Genomic DNA, 14,605 nt, shown 5'->3' on the forward strand with positions numbered 1-14,605 from the left:
CGCGTCACGCGTCACGCGGGCCGCGGGACAGCGCGTGGGGGCTCATACGTGGCAGGGGCGTACGCTTCCGCCGCCACCCCCGGCGCGCTTCTGTCGACCTCGCACCAGATGCGCTTGCCCGCGCCCTCCGGCTGCCAGCCCCACCGGTCGGCGAGGCCGTCGACCAGTTCCAGCCCCCGGCCGTTGGTGTCCTCGCCGTCCGCGTGGCGCGGGCGCGGCGGGCAGGCGCTGGTATCGGCGACCTCCACCCGTACCGTCCCGGCCTCGGCCGCTCCCGAACCGAAGAGCATCCGCAGCACGGCCGGACAGCCGGTGTGCACCACGGCGTTGGTGACCAGCTCCGAGATGAGCAGGATCAGCGTCTCGGCGACCGGCTCATCGTCCTCTATGCCGGAACCGGCCAGCCTGGAACGGGCCCATCTGCGGGCCCGCCCCACCTCCGCGGGATCCGGCCCGACCTCCAACTGAACCTGAAGCACCTGCACCGCTCACACCATCCGAACCGGCGGACACATCGCCTCGCGCCTCGACAAGGTCCTCAACAGAGTCACAAGAGTCTCAAGAGTCACGGAACGTGATTTCCTTGCGAGACAGCATGGTTGACGTACAGTCACCGCAACAAGCGCTTCGGGCATATTCCAGCGCGAAGGAGTACGCGTAGTGCATACTGTGCGACGCGCGTCGCGGGGAGTCGAACACGGGCGCACACGGCGCCTTCGTACCGCGCGAGCGGCGCACATTCGCGTTCCCGGAGCCGCCGTACCGGCAGCACCGCGACCGTCGCGCCTCACAACCTCTCGCACCCCACGGAGCGTACCGGAGGCCGGACACGACTCCGGCCTGTGACGGCCCGCCGCCAGGACACAACCCGGTATCGGCCTCGGGCGCCGCGTTCCGGCCACGGACGGTGACGCGTCAGAGCGCTGGGGCCGGCGCTTTCCCCCGCCCTGAGCAGGGAGTTCATCAGCGGAGAGCTGCCCTTCCCATGGTGCGGAGTCACCGCCCCCGGGGCCGGTGCACCACCCCCGGACCGGCGCACCGCTCCCAGGACCGGCGCACCGGCCCCGGGACTCACCGGCCCCCGGCGCTCATCAGGGCTCCGGCGTCACGTAGTACGCCGCGAAGCCGGACAGGATCTCTCCTTCGTGGATCCTGCCGTCGTGGTCGACGTCCAGCTCCGCCGCCACCTGGGCCGCCGCCTCCGGCTCGACCCCGAGCACCCGCAGCGCGCGCTCGGCCGACGCGCGGGTCACACCCCCGCCGTCCTCGTCGGCCAGGGCGATCGCGGCGCGCAGGAACGGGCGGGCGATCTCCGCGAACCGATCCGGGTTGTCCCGCAGCCGCTTCACCGCGCCGGTGACGAACTCCTGCCTGCTGACCCGCTGGTCACCGTCCACATCCGCGATCCCGGCCATCCCCTGCCAGAACGCCTCGGCCCCGTTGTAGAGCGCCTGTCCCTTGTCGGAGCGTGCCGTCGTACCGAACTCGGCGAGCAGCGCCGCCGCCGCTCCGCTGAAGTCTTCGCGGTCGATGTACCCGCTGCCGTCCTGATCGAAGGCTGCGAACCGTGAGGCGATTTTGGCCTCGTACTCTGCGCTGTCCATCCCCGGAGCGTACGACGGCCGGGGGCCGCGATGTGTCCCGTTACGCGCGGAACCGCTATGCCGAAAGCGGCTGGACCGCGTCGTCGACGGCCGCGGGCACGTCCGGGTAGACCTCGAAGAGCCGGCGTACGCCCAGCGCCGCGAGCACCCGGTTGACGTGCGAACCCTCCTCGGCGCCGCGGGCCGGCAGGATGACATGGAGCCTGCCCCCGCAGGAGTGGAGCAGCCTGCGTGAGGCGATCAGTACGCCGACCCCGCTGGAGTCGCAGAAGAACACCTGAGAGAGATCGAGCACCAGCGTGTGGCGCCCGGCGGCCACCGCGTCGTGGACCCGCTGGCGGACTTCGGGCGAGGTCATGAGATCCAGCTCGCCGGTGATGTGCAGGACGGTCCACGGGCCCTGCTCGGACTCCTCCATCATGAGCGTCACGCGCCTGGGCCTTTCCTCGGGTTCCTGGGCTGATCCTGAAGAGGCTGATTCTGAAGAGGCTGATTGTGAAGAGGCTGATTGTGAAGAGGCTGATCCGGAAGTTGTCCTTCCCCATCCCGCCACTGCCCCGCCGCGCACCCGTGAAACGTTGTGAAACCTCACTTCGCCACTCATCGCCGCCCGCGCCCGGCCCGCAGGAGCGCCACAGGGGCGCACTTGAGCAAAGGGGAGTGCGTTGTCGGCGACGCCCACTACATTCGAAGGAACGGTGGCCAATGGTGGCCGTCGGCGGGCTTCGACATGATGGTGGACAGGGGCACGGGAACGGACAGAGGCACAGGCAGGCGCACGGAGGAACAGGGCTGGGGGTCGCATGGCGAAGGACACACCGCCCCGGTGGGACCGCAGGATGCACCAGCGGCTGTCGCGGGGCGAGGCGGCGGCTCTCGGTGAGCTGTACGACCGGTACGCGTCGCTGGTGCACGGCCTGGCCCACCGGGTGCTCGACGACGACCGGGCGGCGGACCGGGTCACCCGTGAGGTCTTCGCCCATGTCTGGGAGAACCCGGACACGTACGACCCCAAACAGGGCTCCATACGTTCCTGGGTGGCGAAAGTCACACAGCGGCTGGCCGTGCAGCGGCTCCGGCGTACGGAAGCCGAGGCGTACGAGGCGCGCGGCGAGGGTTCCGCGGAGGAGCTGGAGCAGAAGATAAGCCGGGTCTCGGTGGCCGCGCGGGCGGACTACATAGTCAGGTCGATGCCGGCGCCCCTGCGGAACGCGCTGGAGCTGGCGTACTTCCAGCGCAGGGACTACCGCCAGACCGCGGCGGACCTCGGTGTCACGGAGGACGAGGCGCGGCGCCGGCTGCGGCTCGGGCTGCAACTGCTCTCCACGGCCAACACCCATGCGCCGAACGGCTCGTCGCCGCCGGGATACGGACGTTCCTTGTGACCGGCCCGCTGGACGGCGGCTCCCGTGAAGGTCGCGATCCGGACGAGCCGACGGCCTTCCTCCATATCCCGGTACCGAGGACGCCGCCGGACGACGTGACGGAGCAGGGCCGATCGGGGGCGCAGGAACAGCGGCGGGCGCCCGAGGCGCGTGAAGCACCGCCCGCCGCCGAGCCGCTGTCGCACAAAGTACTCATGTCGCTGCTCGGGGCCTGGGCGCTGAGCGCCTGTTCCGCCGAGGAGACCGCGCTCGTCGAGGCACACCTCACCGAATGCGCCCCCTGCGCGGACGAGGCGCTACGGCTGCGTGACGCCGTAGGACTGCTGCACGCCGACGGGAACCTGGACCTCGACCCGCTGCTGCGCTCCCGCGTGCTGGAGAACGCTCTCGGCCGTCGCCCCGCCCGTGTTCCGGTGCCCGGCTGGGCCGCTCCGTACGATGCCGAGACCGCGCGGCTCGACGCGCTCCTGCGGGACATCGGCGACGCCGAGTGGCACGCGCCCGTACGGCTCAAGTGGTACGAGGACGAGGGAACCGTCTCCCGCCGGACGACCGTCGCCGGAGTGATCGGCCATCTGATGACCGTCGACGGACTGGTCGCCACCTCCCTCGGTCTCGACGACCCGCTCGGCTCCGACGCTCCCGCCCACCCGACCGAGCGCACGGAGAGCTTCTGGCGGGCCGCGAAGCCCCCGCCGACCCGCACCGTCCACGGGCCCTGGCGCGAGCAGAGCCACACCCTCATCAGAACGGTGTCCTTCGCCGGCCGCGGGGTCGCCGAACTCTCCGTGTCGTACGGGTTCTTCGCCCTGCCCCTGCGCGACGCGCTGCTCGACCGCGCGTTCGAGTGCTGGGTGCACGGCACGGACATCGCGGACGCGGTGGACTACCCGTACAAGCCGCCCAGCGGCGGCCATCTGCGCGAGATGATCGATCTGGCGACCCGGCTGCTGCCCGCCGCCCTCGCCATCCGCCGCCGGAGCGGTCTCGCGGGACCGGCCCGTGAGCTGGTGACGGCGGGGGCGCCCGGCCGGTCGCTGCGGCTGGAGATCGAGGGCGCGGGCGGCGGCGACTGGTTCATCGCACTGGACTCGCCGGCGGCGGTGGGCTCGCGCGAGCGTTCCGTGGCGCATGTCGCCCTGGACGGCGTCGAGTTCTGTCAGCTGGTGGCCGGACGGGTCTCGCCGGAGGACGCGGCGGCGGGTCAGGAGGGTGACCGTGAGGCGATCAGGGATGTGCTGTACGCGGCGGCCACGATGAGCCGTCTCTGAGCCGTCTCTGAGCCGGTCCCGAGCCGGTCCCGAGCCGGTCCTGAGCCAGTCCGGAGCCGACCCTGAGCCAGTCCCGAGCCGTTCCCAAACCATCACCGGGATCCCCCGTTCGAGGGCGATGCCGGTCAGTCGAAGACGACGGTGCGGTGCCCGTTGAGCAGGATCCGGTGCTCCGCGTGCCACTTCACCGCGCGCGCCAGCGCCTGGCACTCCACGTCCCGGCCGATCGCCACCAGTTGCGCGGGCGTGACCTGGTGGCCGACCCGCTCGACCTCCTGCTCGATGATCGGGCCCTCGTCGAGATCGGCGGTCACATAGTGCGCCGTCGCGCCGATCAGCTTCACCCCGCGCGCGTGCGCCTGGTGGTACGGCTTGGCGCCCTTGAAGCTCGGGAGGAAGGAGTGGTGGATATTGATGATCCGGCCGTTCAGCTGCTTGCACAGATCGTCCGAGATGACCTGCATATAGCGGGCGAGCACCACCAGCTCCACCCGCTCCGCGCGGACCAGCTCCAGCAGCTCGGCCTCGGCCGCCGCCTTGGTGTCCCTGGTCACCGGGATGTGGTGGAACGGGATGTCGTACGAGGCGGCCAGATCGGCGAAGTCCGTATGGTTCGAGACGACCGCCACGATGTCCACCGGCAGCGCGCCGATGCCGGCCCGGAAGAGCAGATCGTTCAGGCAGTGGCCGAACTTGCTGACCAAGAGGATGATCCGCATCCGCTCGTCCGCGCGGTGGATCGCCCACTCCATCCGGAACGAGTCACCGATGGCGGCGAAACTCGCCCGCAGCTTCTCCACCGACACCGGGGCGTCCGCCGAGAAGTGCACACGCATGAAGAAGAGACCCGTGTCGTGGTCCCCGAACTGCTGGCTGTCCTCGATATTGCAGCCGGTCATGAAGAGATAGCTCGACACGGCGTGCACGATGCCCTGTTTGTCCGGGCAGGACAGCGTGAGCACGTACTGGTCGGACGGCGGGGCGACGGATGGCGGCGTGGCGGTGGTCATGACCCCAGAGGATCCCACAACTGTCCCGCGCGCCCCGGAATCGGCCGGTACGTGGACATCGCGCCGATGACGCGGAGTGACGTCGAGTGACGTCACGGCGTCACGGCGTCACGGCGTCACGCCGAGGTCAGGCGGACCGCGTCATGATCCGCAGCACGTCCAGCGAGGTCGGCACCACATCCGGATCGTCCCCGTCGCTCGTCGCCAGCCGTACGTGCGCCTCGCGGGCCGCCCGTACCGCCTCCGGCCAGCCATGGTGCTCCAGATAGGCGGAGACGGGCGCGTCCGCCCCGACCTGGTGCATGATGCGCAGCACCCGGAGCACGGCGAGATCGACGAGGGCGGCCTCGCCCGAGTCGCGGAAGATCGTGCCGACGTATTTCTCGGCGGACCAGTTGTCCAGCCAGGTGTCCTCGACGAGCCGGTAGACGGCGTCGGTGACGTCGCCGTACCCCTCCAGGCCGGCCAGCCAGTACTCCTGGTGGAAGACGGGATCGGAAAGCATGTGCAGCGCCGAGCGCACATTGCTGCGCCAGCGCCACCACGGCATGTCATTGAGCGGCATGCCGCCCATGGTGGGGGAGCGACGGGCACGACGGGAAGAGTTCTCGGAACCTTGCTGCACAGTCCACGACTTTACGTTCCGCGCCGGGGCGTACGGCCGGGCCCCCGCAATTCACCACCAGGTCACCGAACGTTGGCCGATGCTCACTCCGGCGTTACTCGGCAGGCGGAAGTGTGCATAGCTATGACCGGTTGGCGACGCTCTTCCTCTCTCCGCCCCTTCCAGTCCGGCGCGATCCGCGCCCTTTGCATGACGGCTGCCGGAGCCTCGCTCCTGCCCCTACTGACCGGCTGCGGCGTTCTCCCCGGCGGCTCGGGGGGCTCCAGGGAGCCCGTCACGGTCATGACCTGGGCGCCGGTCGGCACCAATGCCACGAATCTGCCCGGTATGCCCGCCATGGCCAAGGCGTACGCCCGCTGGGTCAACGCGTCCGGCGGCATCGACGGCCACGAGCTGCGCGTTCTGACCTGCAACGAGCACAACGACAGCGCGGGCGCCGCCGAGTGCGCGCGCCGGGCGGTGAAGGAGAAGGCCGTCGCGGTCGTCGGCTCGTACAGCCAGCACGGCCGCGAGTTCATGGCGCCGCTGGAGGCGGCGTCGATCCCGTACATCGGCGGATACGGCGTCACGGAAGAGGAGTTCACAAGCTTCCTCTCGTACCCCGTGAACGGCGGCCAGGCCGCGCTGCTCGCGGGCAGCGGCCTTCAACTGGCCCGTAACTGCGACAGGACCGCGCTGGTACGGCCCGACACGATCAGCGGCGACGACCTGCCCGAACTGCTCAACTCGGGCCTGGCCAAGGAGAAGCGCGGCCCGGCCACCGACATCCGCGCGGCGGAGGACGCCACCGACTACACCGACCAGGCCGGCCGCGCCCGCGAGAGCGCCGAGGACGGCGGCTGTGTCACCGCGGTGCTCGGCGACCGTACGGAGACCTTCTTCGACTCCTACCGCCGCCTCCCCGAGGACGGCCTCGACATCCGTGTCTCCTCGGTCCTCGGCAGCGTCGGCCAGCCGCTGATCAACCGCACGGGCGGCAAGGACGGCCCCTTCGAGGGGGCGTACCTCACCGGCTGGTACCCGGTGGCGAGCGACCCGGCGTGGAAGCCGATGCGCGACGTGATCGACAAGTACGCCTTCGGCGACAACGACATCGACCCGTCCGACCCGGGCGCCCAGACCACCTGGATCGCGTACACCGCCCTCAAGGCGGTCGTCGAGACGATCAACAGCGAGACGATCACCCCGGGCAAGATCGCGGACACCCTGGACCGCGGGGTACGCGTCGACACGGGCGGCCTGACCCCACCCCTGCGCTGGCGCTACGAGGACATGCTGGGCACACCGGGCTTCCCGCGGATCGTGAACGGGAACGTGACGTTCCAAGTGGTCCGCGACGGAAAGCTGGTGGCGGAGAAGAAGGGCTTCGTGAACGTGGGCCAGACGTTGAACGGCTCGCACTAGCTTCGCTTCCGGGCCGGGGTACGTGGGTGCCCCCCGGCCCCACCCGGCTCGGCGGAGTGAACGCGCCCGGGTGTAGCGGGCCATACACTCGCGACCATGATTCGCGCGGTGGTCTTCGACGTGGGTGAGTGTCTGGTGGACGAGACCCGGGAGTACGGCACCTGGGCCGATTGGCTCGGGGTCCCCCGTCACACCTTCGCCGCCATGTTCGGCGCCGTGATCGCCCAGGGCCGCGACTACCGCGAAGTCTTCCAGGAGTTCCGGCCCGGATTCGATCTGTACGAGCAGCGTGAGGCGCGCGCCAGGGCCGGCCGGCCCGAGCACTTCGACGAGAGCGACCTGTACCTCGACGTCCGCCCCGCCCTCGCCCAACTGCGGGCGAGCGGGCAGTGGCTCGGCATCGCGGGCAACCAGACCGTTCGGGCCGGTGGCATCCTCCGCGAGCTGTTCGCGGACGATGTCGACCTGATCGGCACCTCCGACGACTGGGGCGCGAGCAAGCCCGACCCGGAGTTCTTCGTTCGCGTCGCCGACGCCGTTCCCTTCGGGAACGACGAGATCCTCTACGTCGGTGACCGCCTCGACAACGACATCCGCCCTGCCCTGACGGCGGGCATGCGTACGGCGCTGATCCGACGCGGTCCATGGGCCACCGTCCAGTGGGCGACCGAGGACGCGAAGAGGCTGCCGACGCTGCGGATCGACAGCCTCACCGAACTGCCCGAGCAGATCGCCAAGCTCAGCGCGCAAGAGCACTGACCGTCGTCGACCAGCTGTACAGCCGGTCGTCGAGCTCCCGGACACAGGGCTCGTGCTGCCACGGCGCAAGCGCCTTCCGTACCTCCCGCACCCGGTCCATTCCGGTCGCGTACCACGTCATGGCCAACTGGTCGAGGGCGCGGATCGCGTACTGGCAGGATTCCCCGGGATTCCCCGCCGCCGCCTCAGCGGCGGCCAGATCGCCGAGAACGACCGTGGCCTGTTCGGCGTCCCCGGGCGACAACTCGTCCAGTACAGCGAGAAGAGTGGCGCGCGCCTGCGGCACGTGCCCTGCCTTGAGCTGGGTGTTGCCTTTGAACGCCGCGAGGCGGGCCGGGCCGAACCAGTCCATCCACTCCGGATTGGGATGATGCGACCCCGCGGCGATGGTGTCCTCGCCATGACGGATCAAATTGAGCGCGGTCCGGCTGTTTCCACAGCGCGTTTCGCATTCGGCCTCGACCGCGTCCAGCCACGCTTCGAACTCCGCCGACGCCTGCCCACGTCGGGCGTAGGTACGTGCCGCCACCATGCGCTCCAGGGCATCATCGCGCCGTCCCTCCCACCCCGGAATGAACGCGGTGTGCGCGAGAACGGCGGCCCCGAGCAGCGGGTCATCCGCCTCCCCCGCCGCCTGCAACGCTCGCAACAGCGTGTCGCTCGCCCGGTCCGGTTCACGCAAGTCGAAGAACTCGATGCGGCCGACGAGCAACCATGTCTCGGACAACGCGGCGGCAATCAGCTTCCGCGTCTGCCCTGCGGTCTCGGGGAGCAACGCGCACCCCAGAGAGGCATGCGCGGCCGCCGACGGGTACAGCGTGGCGGGGGCCACTGACCAGTACAGGCGTCGGTGCGAGCGGGTCACCGCCGTGAAATCGGCCGCCACGCTGGCCGGTTGCACGGCCAAGGCCGTCTGCGTCGGGACGGCCGCGAGGCCGACGGCGGCCACGGTGGTCGTGATCAGATTCCGGCGTACGCGATCCGGGCTCTCGGTGGTGGCTTCCCAGGGTGGAGTGAATCCCAAGGACTCCATGTCCTGGCCCAGCATGTGCGTCAGTACCCGCTGACAATCCGGCTGCGGCCAGGGGGGATTCGCGGACTCCCAGCGGCGCACCTGCCGGACCCCGATCGCCAGGCCGCGGATTCCCAGTCCCTTGGCGGCCTCCGTCAGGGCGTCGGCCAATGCCTGCTGTGAGTTGTAGCCGGCCGCCACCCGGGCGGACTTGAGCCTGATATTGCCTGTGGGTCGGGACACGTTCTACCTCCAGCGCCGGATCGATGGGACTTGAAGTCTCGCATTAGGCCCGCTTCATGTCGCCTCATCACTCGAAAGCGCAAAAAAGGTCCTCTAACCGCCGCCACTAAGTCCTCCTGGAGGCCTCGTCGGAGTGCGGCAGGCAGAGCCACGCTGATCGGGCACCGATCGAGCGACGTCATGAAGACGAGGAGCCATGACCATGGCCGGGACCGGCACAACACCATTGCCGCGCAGGACTCCTGAAGCGGGCGCCGCACCGGCCGGAGAGGGCCGAACCATCGCCCGGTGGCAGCGAACCGTCGACCGGGCCCGGCAGGTCAGCTCCGGCACGCGCACGCGTGACGAGCTGTCCGAGTTGGCCGCGGCCCTCCGCGGGCACATCGGCGAACTGCTCCCCGTCGCACGCTCCAGGGCCGACCGGCTCTGGCGCGGGGGCACCGACTGGTACCGGCTGACCGCCCGTCTGGACAGCGTCCAGCGCCATGCGGAAGAAGAACTCGGCGATGGAGTTCTGGCGGCACACGTCCAGGTGCGGCTGCTCGCGCTCGACTGTCAGTGGCTTTTGGAACGCCATGCCTCGGACCTCACCGGAGCGGAGTCGGCACGGTGACGGGGTGCGTCAAGGGGGGCCATGACTTCCCGTACGAGGACGAGACCGGTGCCTACTGCCACGAGCACGGAGTGACCCTGCTGTGGCGCGGGGATCCGATCGCGGAGAACGGCCTTCCCGGCGGCTGTCCTCCGGGCGCCATGCCAGCCCCCGGGGACTTGGCCGACCCGGTCGGCGCGGATGGCGTCTGAACGGTCCCCGGCGACCAGCCGCACCCCGCGAGGAGGCGCGCGGCGTCCGCGGCGGCGCGTGCCCGGTGGCGGGCTGTCGCGGGCTACAGCTGGGTCGGGGCGCGCTCCGTCAGGCCGTACTTCGTCGCGATGCTGTTCCACAGGCCCGACGCCTTCTGCTTCGCCGCCGTGGCCTCGCCGCTGGCCTGGTTCGCCTTGGCCGCTTGCGAGGTCGTGCGCGCGCGGCCGTCCTTGCAGCCCTTCTTGCCCTTGGCCTGCTTGGCCCACTGCGCGTAGTGGTCGTCCGCCGAGGCGGAGGCCTCCCAGGCGTCGGTGAGGGAGGACGTCAGCGCGGCGTGGTTCGGCAGCTTGTCGAGCGTCAGTGCCTCCAGCTTGGTCACCAGTCCCCTGCGCTGCTCGGCCGCCCCGTGCAGATCGGTGGCCGCCTGGTCCAGGTTGTCGCAGGACTTGATGTCCTCGACCGCGCTGATGACCGCCGAGCGGCTGCTGTTGCTGTCCGCGAGGAGCTTGTCCAGCGCCTCGGCCTGTTGCTTCACCGGGTCCGGGGCGGCCTGGGTGGAGGGTTCGGTGCTGGGCGAACTCGCCGACGCCACCGTCTTGCTGTCGTCCTGGGACGAATCGCCGCCGCCGCTGCTCATCAGCGCGCCCGCGCCCAGGCCGAGGGCGGCGCAGCCGACGACGACGGCCGCGATCATCGGCGCGCGGGACGACTTGCGGCGGCCGGCACCCCGGCTCTGGGACGGCCCCTGAGAAGGCCCCTGCGGCTGCTGGTGCTGGTGCTGGGCAGGCTGCTGGTGCTGGGGTGGCTGCTGGTGACCGTACGGCTGACGCTGCTGCGGCGGCTGCGCGCCCCGGCCCGCGTCGAACTGCGGCATCTGCTGCGTCGACTCGGCGCCCTGTCCCCCGCTCGGCCCGTCCGCACGGAAGAGGTTGTCGAACTCCGCGGGCGGCTGGCGGTCGCCGGGGGCGCCGGGCCGGATGCCGAACGGGGCTCCGGGGGGCGCGGCCGGAACATTCCCCGCGGGGACGGGCGCGATGAACTGCGTGGCGTCCGCGTCCGGACCCTGCGGGGGCGGCGCGGCGGCCGGCAGGTACTGCGTGGCCTCCGCGGCGCTCTCCGGCGGCAGCATGCCCGGGCCGGGCGGGATCGGTGCGATGAACTGCGTGGCGTCCGAGTCCCCCATCGCGGGCACCGGCGGCAGATACTGCGTCGCGTCCGCGCTGCCGGGCGCGGGCACCTCCGCGGGCAGCGGCAAGGGCTGTGAGTGGGGCTGTGCCGGAGGAAGCTGCTGCGGCAAGGGCTGGGACTGCGTCGGCGGAAGCTGCTGCCCCTGGGGAAGCTGGTGCCCCTGCGGAAGCTGCTGCCCCTGCGCATACTGCTGGTACGGCGCGTACGGCTCCCCTTGGGCCGGCTGCCCCTGCGCCGGCTGCCCCTGCGCCGGCGGGAGCGGAGCTCCGTACGACCCGTCGCCCTGCCGCGGCTCGTACGCCTGCCCGTAGGTCTGCCCATACGACTGCCCGTACGGCTGCGGAGCGCCCTGCGGGGCCGACGGTACGCCGCCGCCGTACCCGGGCTGCTCCTGGCGGCCGTCCTGCGGGCCCCAGGGCTGTCCCCACGGCTGCCCGCCGGTCGGCGCGGCCCGGTCCTGGTCCGCGGCCGAGCCGGGAATCCAGGGCCCGCTGCCGTCGCTGGGCAGCACCACGCCTTCGTGCGCGGGGCGAGCGGCGGGGTGCTGCGGCTCATCCCCTTGTCCGCTGTGCGTCACCGGGACTCCTACGTGTGGAACGTGTAGACCTACGGAACCGAATCGTCGGCTCACGCTACCGGGTGAATCGCGGCCACTGCTACGCGCGTCGGCCCTGTAACGACTCGTCTCCTCAAGACGCTGATAACGAGTCCGAATTCACCCACCCCGCCCTGGACTTGATCATTCCCACGCCACCCTCATGCCACTCTCACGTAACCCCCATGGGCGCCCGCACCGCGCCACACGCACGGGGCTCCGCCAGGTCCTGTCCGGTCGGCCCTCGTGCACCACGAAGACCGACCGGGCAGGACCTGGCGCCATCACGCCGCCTGGATCTCCAGCCGCGCCCCGAACTCCCGCACCGCGGGCTCGTTGGCGTACGGCTCCAGCCGCTGCTGGAGATCGTCCAGATATTCCGCGCCCCGGCTGGAGCGCAGCGTACCCAGCAGTTCCACCGCGCGTGTGCCGGTCCGGCACGCCTCCTCGACCTCCCGCTGCTGGACCTGGGACGTGGCCAGCAGGACGAGCCCGATCGCCCGCCGCCTGGCCCGGGACTCGGGATGGCCCGCCAGCGAGTCCTCGGCATGCCGGGCCGCCGCCTCCGGCCGGCCCAGATCGCGGTAGCAGTGCGCCAACTCGTCGGCGAGATAGGCGTGATCGAAATGGCTGATCCAGTCCGGGTCGTCGCCCGAGGCGTCGCCCGACCGCTCCAGCGCGGTGACCGCACGGCCGACGGCCGCCTCGCAGGTGCGGGCGTCGCCCAACAGCGCGTGCCCACGGGCCTCGGCCGCGTAGAACATCGCCTGCGCCCTCGGCGCCACCTGGCCGCGCGCCCCTTCCTGCGCCGCCCGCGCCAACTGCGCGATCTCGCGCGGATTCCCGAGCTGCGCCGCCAGATGACTCATCGACGCGGCCAGCACATAGCCGCCGTATCCGCGGTCCCCGGACGCCTGGGCCAGCCGCAGCGCCTGGATGTAGTAGCGCTGGGCGAGACCCGGCTGACCCGTGTCGATCGCCATGTAGCCGGCCAGCTCGGTCAGTCGGGAGACCGCCGCGAAGAGCCGCCGGCCGACCGACTCCCGGTACGAACCGGAGAGCAGGCCCGACACCACGCTGTTCAGATAGTGGACGACGACGGGACGGACATGGCCGCTGCCGAAACGGTGGTCCAGATCGATGAGGGCCGCGGTCATGGCCCGTACCGCCTCGACATCCGAATCCCCCACCCGCGCACCGGTGTTGCGTGCGACGGCCGGATCCGCGCCCGTGATCAGCCAGTCCCTGCTGGGCTCGACGAGCGCCGAGGACGCCACCGCCGAGCCGGAGAGGAAGTCACGGCGGCCCACATCGCTGCGCCACAGCTCACAGGCCTGTTCGATCGCGCCCATGACCGTGGGCGAGAAATTCAGGCCGACGCCCGAGGCCAGGTTCTTGCCGTTCGCCATCCCGATCTCGTCGATCGTGACCGTACGGCCCAGCTTCCGGCCCAGCGCCTCGGCGATGACGCCCGGGGCCCGGCCGCGCGGCTGCTGTCCACGTAACCAGCGCGCCACCGAGGTCTTGTCGTAGCGCAAGTCCAACCCGCGCTCCGCACCCACCATGTTGACGCGCCGGGCGAGCCCGGCGTTGGAACACGCCGCCTCCTGGATGAGCGCCTGGAGCCGTTCGTTCGGCTGGCGCGCGACGAGTGGTCTGGCTGCCAATGGATACCCCCTGTGGCCGCAGTGATCAGCTCACTGAACACTGCCCGTCACATATGCAAAGAATGCACATGTTCGGCGATAATGGAAAAATTCGAGGAATTTCAGAAAGCTTCGGTAAACACGACAGGACTCACCCGCGTGCCGTCCGCGTTGCCCATATGTTGTCGGACCCCCGAGGGTGGCTACCCCCTTACCGGCCCACCCCTTCCCGCGCGCCCCCACCCATGCATCGATGCGCCCCACATGCAGGGCGGATGTTCCCCGGCGTGGCAACGGGCATCCCGTAACCCGTGGTGGCGGCGGTAGTTGTGCTGTTCGTGGAAGAGACCATCGGAGTGACGGACACCGCGCACATCCCTCAACAGCGGGGCGACCTGCTGCTTGACAGCGCTGTGCGGTACGCGGAAGAGCGGCACTGGGACGTGTTCCCCGGTACCTGGCTGGAGGTGGCGGACGGCCGGGAGACGTGCTCGTGCGAGCGCACCGAGTGCCCTGTGCCCGGGGCGCACGCGACCGGTCCTGACTGGGCGGCCCAGGCGACGGGCAGCGCGGTCGCGGCGCGCAGACTGTGGTCGAAACAGCCCGGGGCGTCGGTCCTGCTGCCGACGGGACGCACCTTCGACGCCCTCGACGTACCGGAGTCGGCCGGCTTCCTGGCGCTGGCCCGGATGGAGCGGATGGAGCTGACGCTCGGGCCGGTGACCCGCACCCCGGACCGGCGGATGCTGTTCTTCGTACTGCCCGGGGCGGCGCTCAAGGTGAACGATCTCCTGCGGAGGCTGGGCTGGAAGCCCGGGGCGATTGACCTGGTCACGCGGGGCGAGGGGGAGTACGTGGCGGCGCCGCCGACGCGGATCGGCGGCAGCGGCGCGGTGCAGTGGGCGCGCCACCCCACGCCCGCCAACCGCTGGCTGCCGGACGTCGAGGAGCTGATGAGCCCCCTGGCGTACGCGTGCGGGCGGGAGGCCGCCGCGGAGCGGGCCCGCCGCGCGTAGGTCCTGTCCGGTCGGTCTTAGCGGATCAGGACATGGGCGGCG

At 70.8% G+C, this 14,605-nt stretch carries 16 protein-coding genes; 8 read left to right on the forward strand and 8 right to left on the reverse strand.

Features of this window, described 5'->3' with window-relative positions:
- Positions 1 to 11: 11 nt before the first annotated feature.
- From ACFRMN_RS25045 to ACFRMN_RS25055, 3 genes are all read right to left on the reverse strand, one after another.
- On the reverse strand, positions 12 to 485 hold the full coding sequence (locus tag ACFRMN_RS25045) for an ATP-binding protein (protein WP_383023008.1): 474 nt from the start codon (positions 483 to 485) through the stop codon (positions 12 to 14).
- 606 nt (positions 486 to 1,091) lie between these two features.
- The gene (locus ACFRMN_RS25050; RefSeq protein ID WP_383023009.1) at positions 1,092 to 1,604 is read right to left on the reverse strand and encodes an EF-hand domain-containing protein; all 513 of its coding nucleotides are present in this window, start codon (positions 1,602 to 1,604) and stop codon (positions 1,092 to 1,094) included.
- 55 nt (positions 1,605 to 1,659) lie between these two features.
- Positions 1,660 to 2,034 (reverse strand): STAS domain-containing protein, encoded by a 375-nt coding sequence (locus ACFRMN_RS25055; RefSeq protein ID WP_383023011.1) that lies wholly within the window; start codon positions 2,032 to 2,034, stop codon positions 1,660 to 1,662.
- A gap of 373 nt (positions 2,035 to 2,407) precedes the next feature.
- On the opposite strand from ACFRMN_RS25055, the gene ACFRMN_RS25060 reads away from it, so the two are divergent.
- Both ACFRMN_RS25060 and ACFRMN_RS25065 read left to right on the forward strand, forming a co-directional pair.
- The gene (locus tag ACFRMN_RS25060; protein ID WP_383023013.1) at positions 2,408 to 2,989 is read left to right on the forward strand and encodes a sigma-70 family RNA polymerase sigma factor; all 582 of its coding nucleotides are present in this window, start codon (positions 2,408 to 2,410) and stop codon (positions 2,987 to 2,989) included.
- Positions 2,986 to 4,260, forward strand: a complete 1,275-nt coding sequence (locus ACFRMN_RS25065; protein WP_383023015.1) for a zf-HC2 domain-containing protein — start codon at positions 2,986 to 2,988, stop codon at positions 4,258 to 4,260. The genes ACFRMN_RS25060 and ACFRMN_RS25065 overlap by 4 nt, the downstream gene beginning before the upstream one ends.
- Before the next feature lie 125 nt (positions 4,261 to 4,385).
- Here ACFRMN_RS25065 and purU read toward each other — a convergent pair whose 3' ends face one another.
- A complete protein-coding gene (gene purU, locus ACFRMN_RS25070) occupies positions 4,386 to 5,270 on the reverse strand; it encodes a formyltetrahydrofolate deformylase (RefSeq protein WP_383023016.1) in 885 nt (294 codons plus the stop codon).
- A 127-nt stretch (positions 5,271 to 5,397) separates the two neighbouring features.
- Complete coding sequence (locus ACFRMN_RS25075) at positions 5,398 to 5,844, reverse strand: hypothetical protein (protein ID WP_030351269.1); 447 nt, start codon at positions 5,842 to 5,844, stop codon at positions 5,398 to 5,400.
- A 174-nt stretch (positions 5,845 to 6,018) separates the two neighbouring features.
- Here ACFRMN_RS25075 and ACFRMN_RS25080 point away from each other — a divergent pair, with 174 nt between their 5' ends.
- Both ACFRMN_RS25080 and ACFRMN_RS25085 read left to right on the forward strand, forming a co-directional pair.
- The gene (locus ACFRMN_RS25080; RefSeq protein ID WP_383023018.1) at positions 6,019 to 7,299 is read left to right on the forward strand and encodes an ABC transporter substrate-binding protein; all 1,281 of its coding nucleotides are present in this window, start codon (positions 6,019 to 6,021) and stop codon (positions 7,297 to 7,299) included.
- Positions 7,300 to 7,395: 96 nt separating this feature from the next.
- Positions 7,396 to 8,058, forward strand: coding sequence for an HAD family hydrolase (locus ACFRMN_RS25085; protein ID WP_383023020.1), 663 nt, complete (start codon positions 7,396 to 7,398; stop codon positions 8,056 to 8,058).
- Here the strand turns inward: ACFRMN_RS25085 and ACFRMN_RS25090 are convergent.
- Complete coding sequence (locus tag ACFRMN_RS25090; RefSeq protein ID WP_383023021.1) at positions 8,039 to 9,313, reverse strand: transcriptional regulator; 1,275 nt, start codon at positions 9,311 to 9,313, stop codon at positions 8,039 to 8,041. The genes ACFRMN_RS25085 and ACFRMN_RS25090 overlap by 20 nt on opposite strands.
- Before the next feature lie 196 nt (positions 9,314 to 9,509).
- Here ACFRMN_RS25090 and ACFRMN_RS25095 point away from each other — a divergent pair, with 196 nt between their 5' ends.
- Positions 9,510 to 9,926 carry a DUF6415 family natural product biosynthesis protein gene (locus ACFRMN_RS25095; RefSeq protein ID WP_383023023.1) on the forward strand — a complete coding sequence of 139 codons (417 nt, stop codon included), beginning with the start codon at positions 9,510 to 9,512 and terminating at the stop codon, positions 9,924 to 9,926.
- Positions 9,923 to 10,117 carry a hypothetical protein gene (locus ACFRMN_RS25100; protein ID WP_383023024.1) on the forward strand — a complete coding sequence of 65 codons (195 nt, stop codon included), beginning with the start codon at positions 9,923 to 9,925 and terminating at the stop codon, positions 10,115 to 10,117. Before ACFRMN_RS25095 ends, ACFRMN_RS25100 begins: the two co-directional genes overlap by 4 nt.
- Before the next feature lie 83 nt (positions 10,118 to 10,200).
- On the opposite strand, the gene ACFRMN_RS25105 is transcribed toward ACFRMN_RS25100, so the two are convergent.
- The gene (locus ACFRMN_RS25105) at positions 10,201 to 11,373 is read right to left on the reverse strand and encodes a hypothetical protein (RefSeq protein WP_383023026.1); all 1,173 of its coding nucleotides are present in this window, start codon (positions 11,371 to 11,373) and stop codon (positions 10,201 to 10,203) included.
- Positions 11,374 to 11,382: 9 nt separating this feature from the next.
- Here ACFRMN_RS25105 and ACFRMN_RS25110 point away from each other — a divergent pair, with 9 nt between their 5' ends.
- Positions 11,383 to 11,910 carry a hypothetical protein gene (locus ACFRMN_RS25110; protein ID WP_383023028.1) on the forward strand — a complete coding sequence of 176 codons (528 nt, stop codon included), beginning with the start codon at positions 11,383 to 11,385 and terminating at the stop codon, positions 11,908 to 11,910.
- A 275-nt stretch (positions 11,911 to 12,185) separates the two neighbouring features.
- Here the strand turns inward: ACFRMN_RS25110 and ACFRMN_RS25115 are convergent, their stop codons facing one another.
- Positions 12,186 to 13,568 carry a transcriptional regulator gene (locus ACFRMN_RS25115; protein ID WP_383023030.1) on the reverse strand — a complete coding sequence of 461 codons (1,383 nt, stop codon included), beginning with the start codon at positions 13,566 to 13,568 and terminating at the stop codon, positions 12,186 to 12,188.
- A 308-nt stretch (positions 13,569 to 13,876) separates the two neighbouring features.
- Here ACFRMN_RS25115 and ACFRMN_RS25120 point away from each other — a divergent pair, with 308 nt between their 5' ends.
- On the forward strand, positions 13,877 to 14,563 hold the full coding sequence (locus tag ACFRMN_RS25120) for a bifunctional DNA primase/polymerase (RefSeq protein ID WP_383023113.1): 687 nt from the start codon (positions 13,877 to 13,879) through the stop codon (positions 14,561 to 14,563).
- Positions 14,564 to 14,605: the final 42 nt, after the last annotated feature.

The sequence above is a fragment of the Streptomyces sp. NPDC056835 genome (assembly GCF_042789485.1).
Lineage (GTDB): Bacteria > Actinomycetota > Actinomycetes > Streptomycetales > Streptomycetaceae > Streptomyces.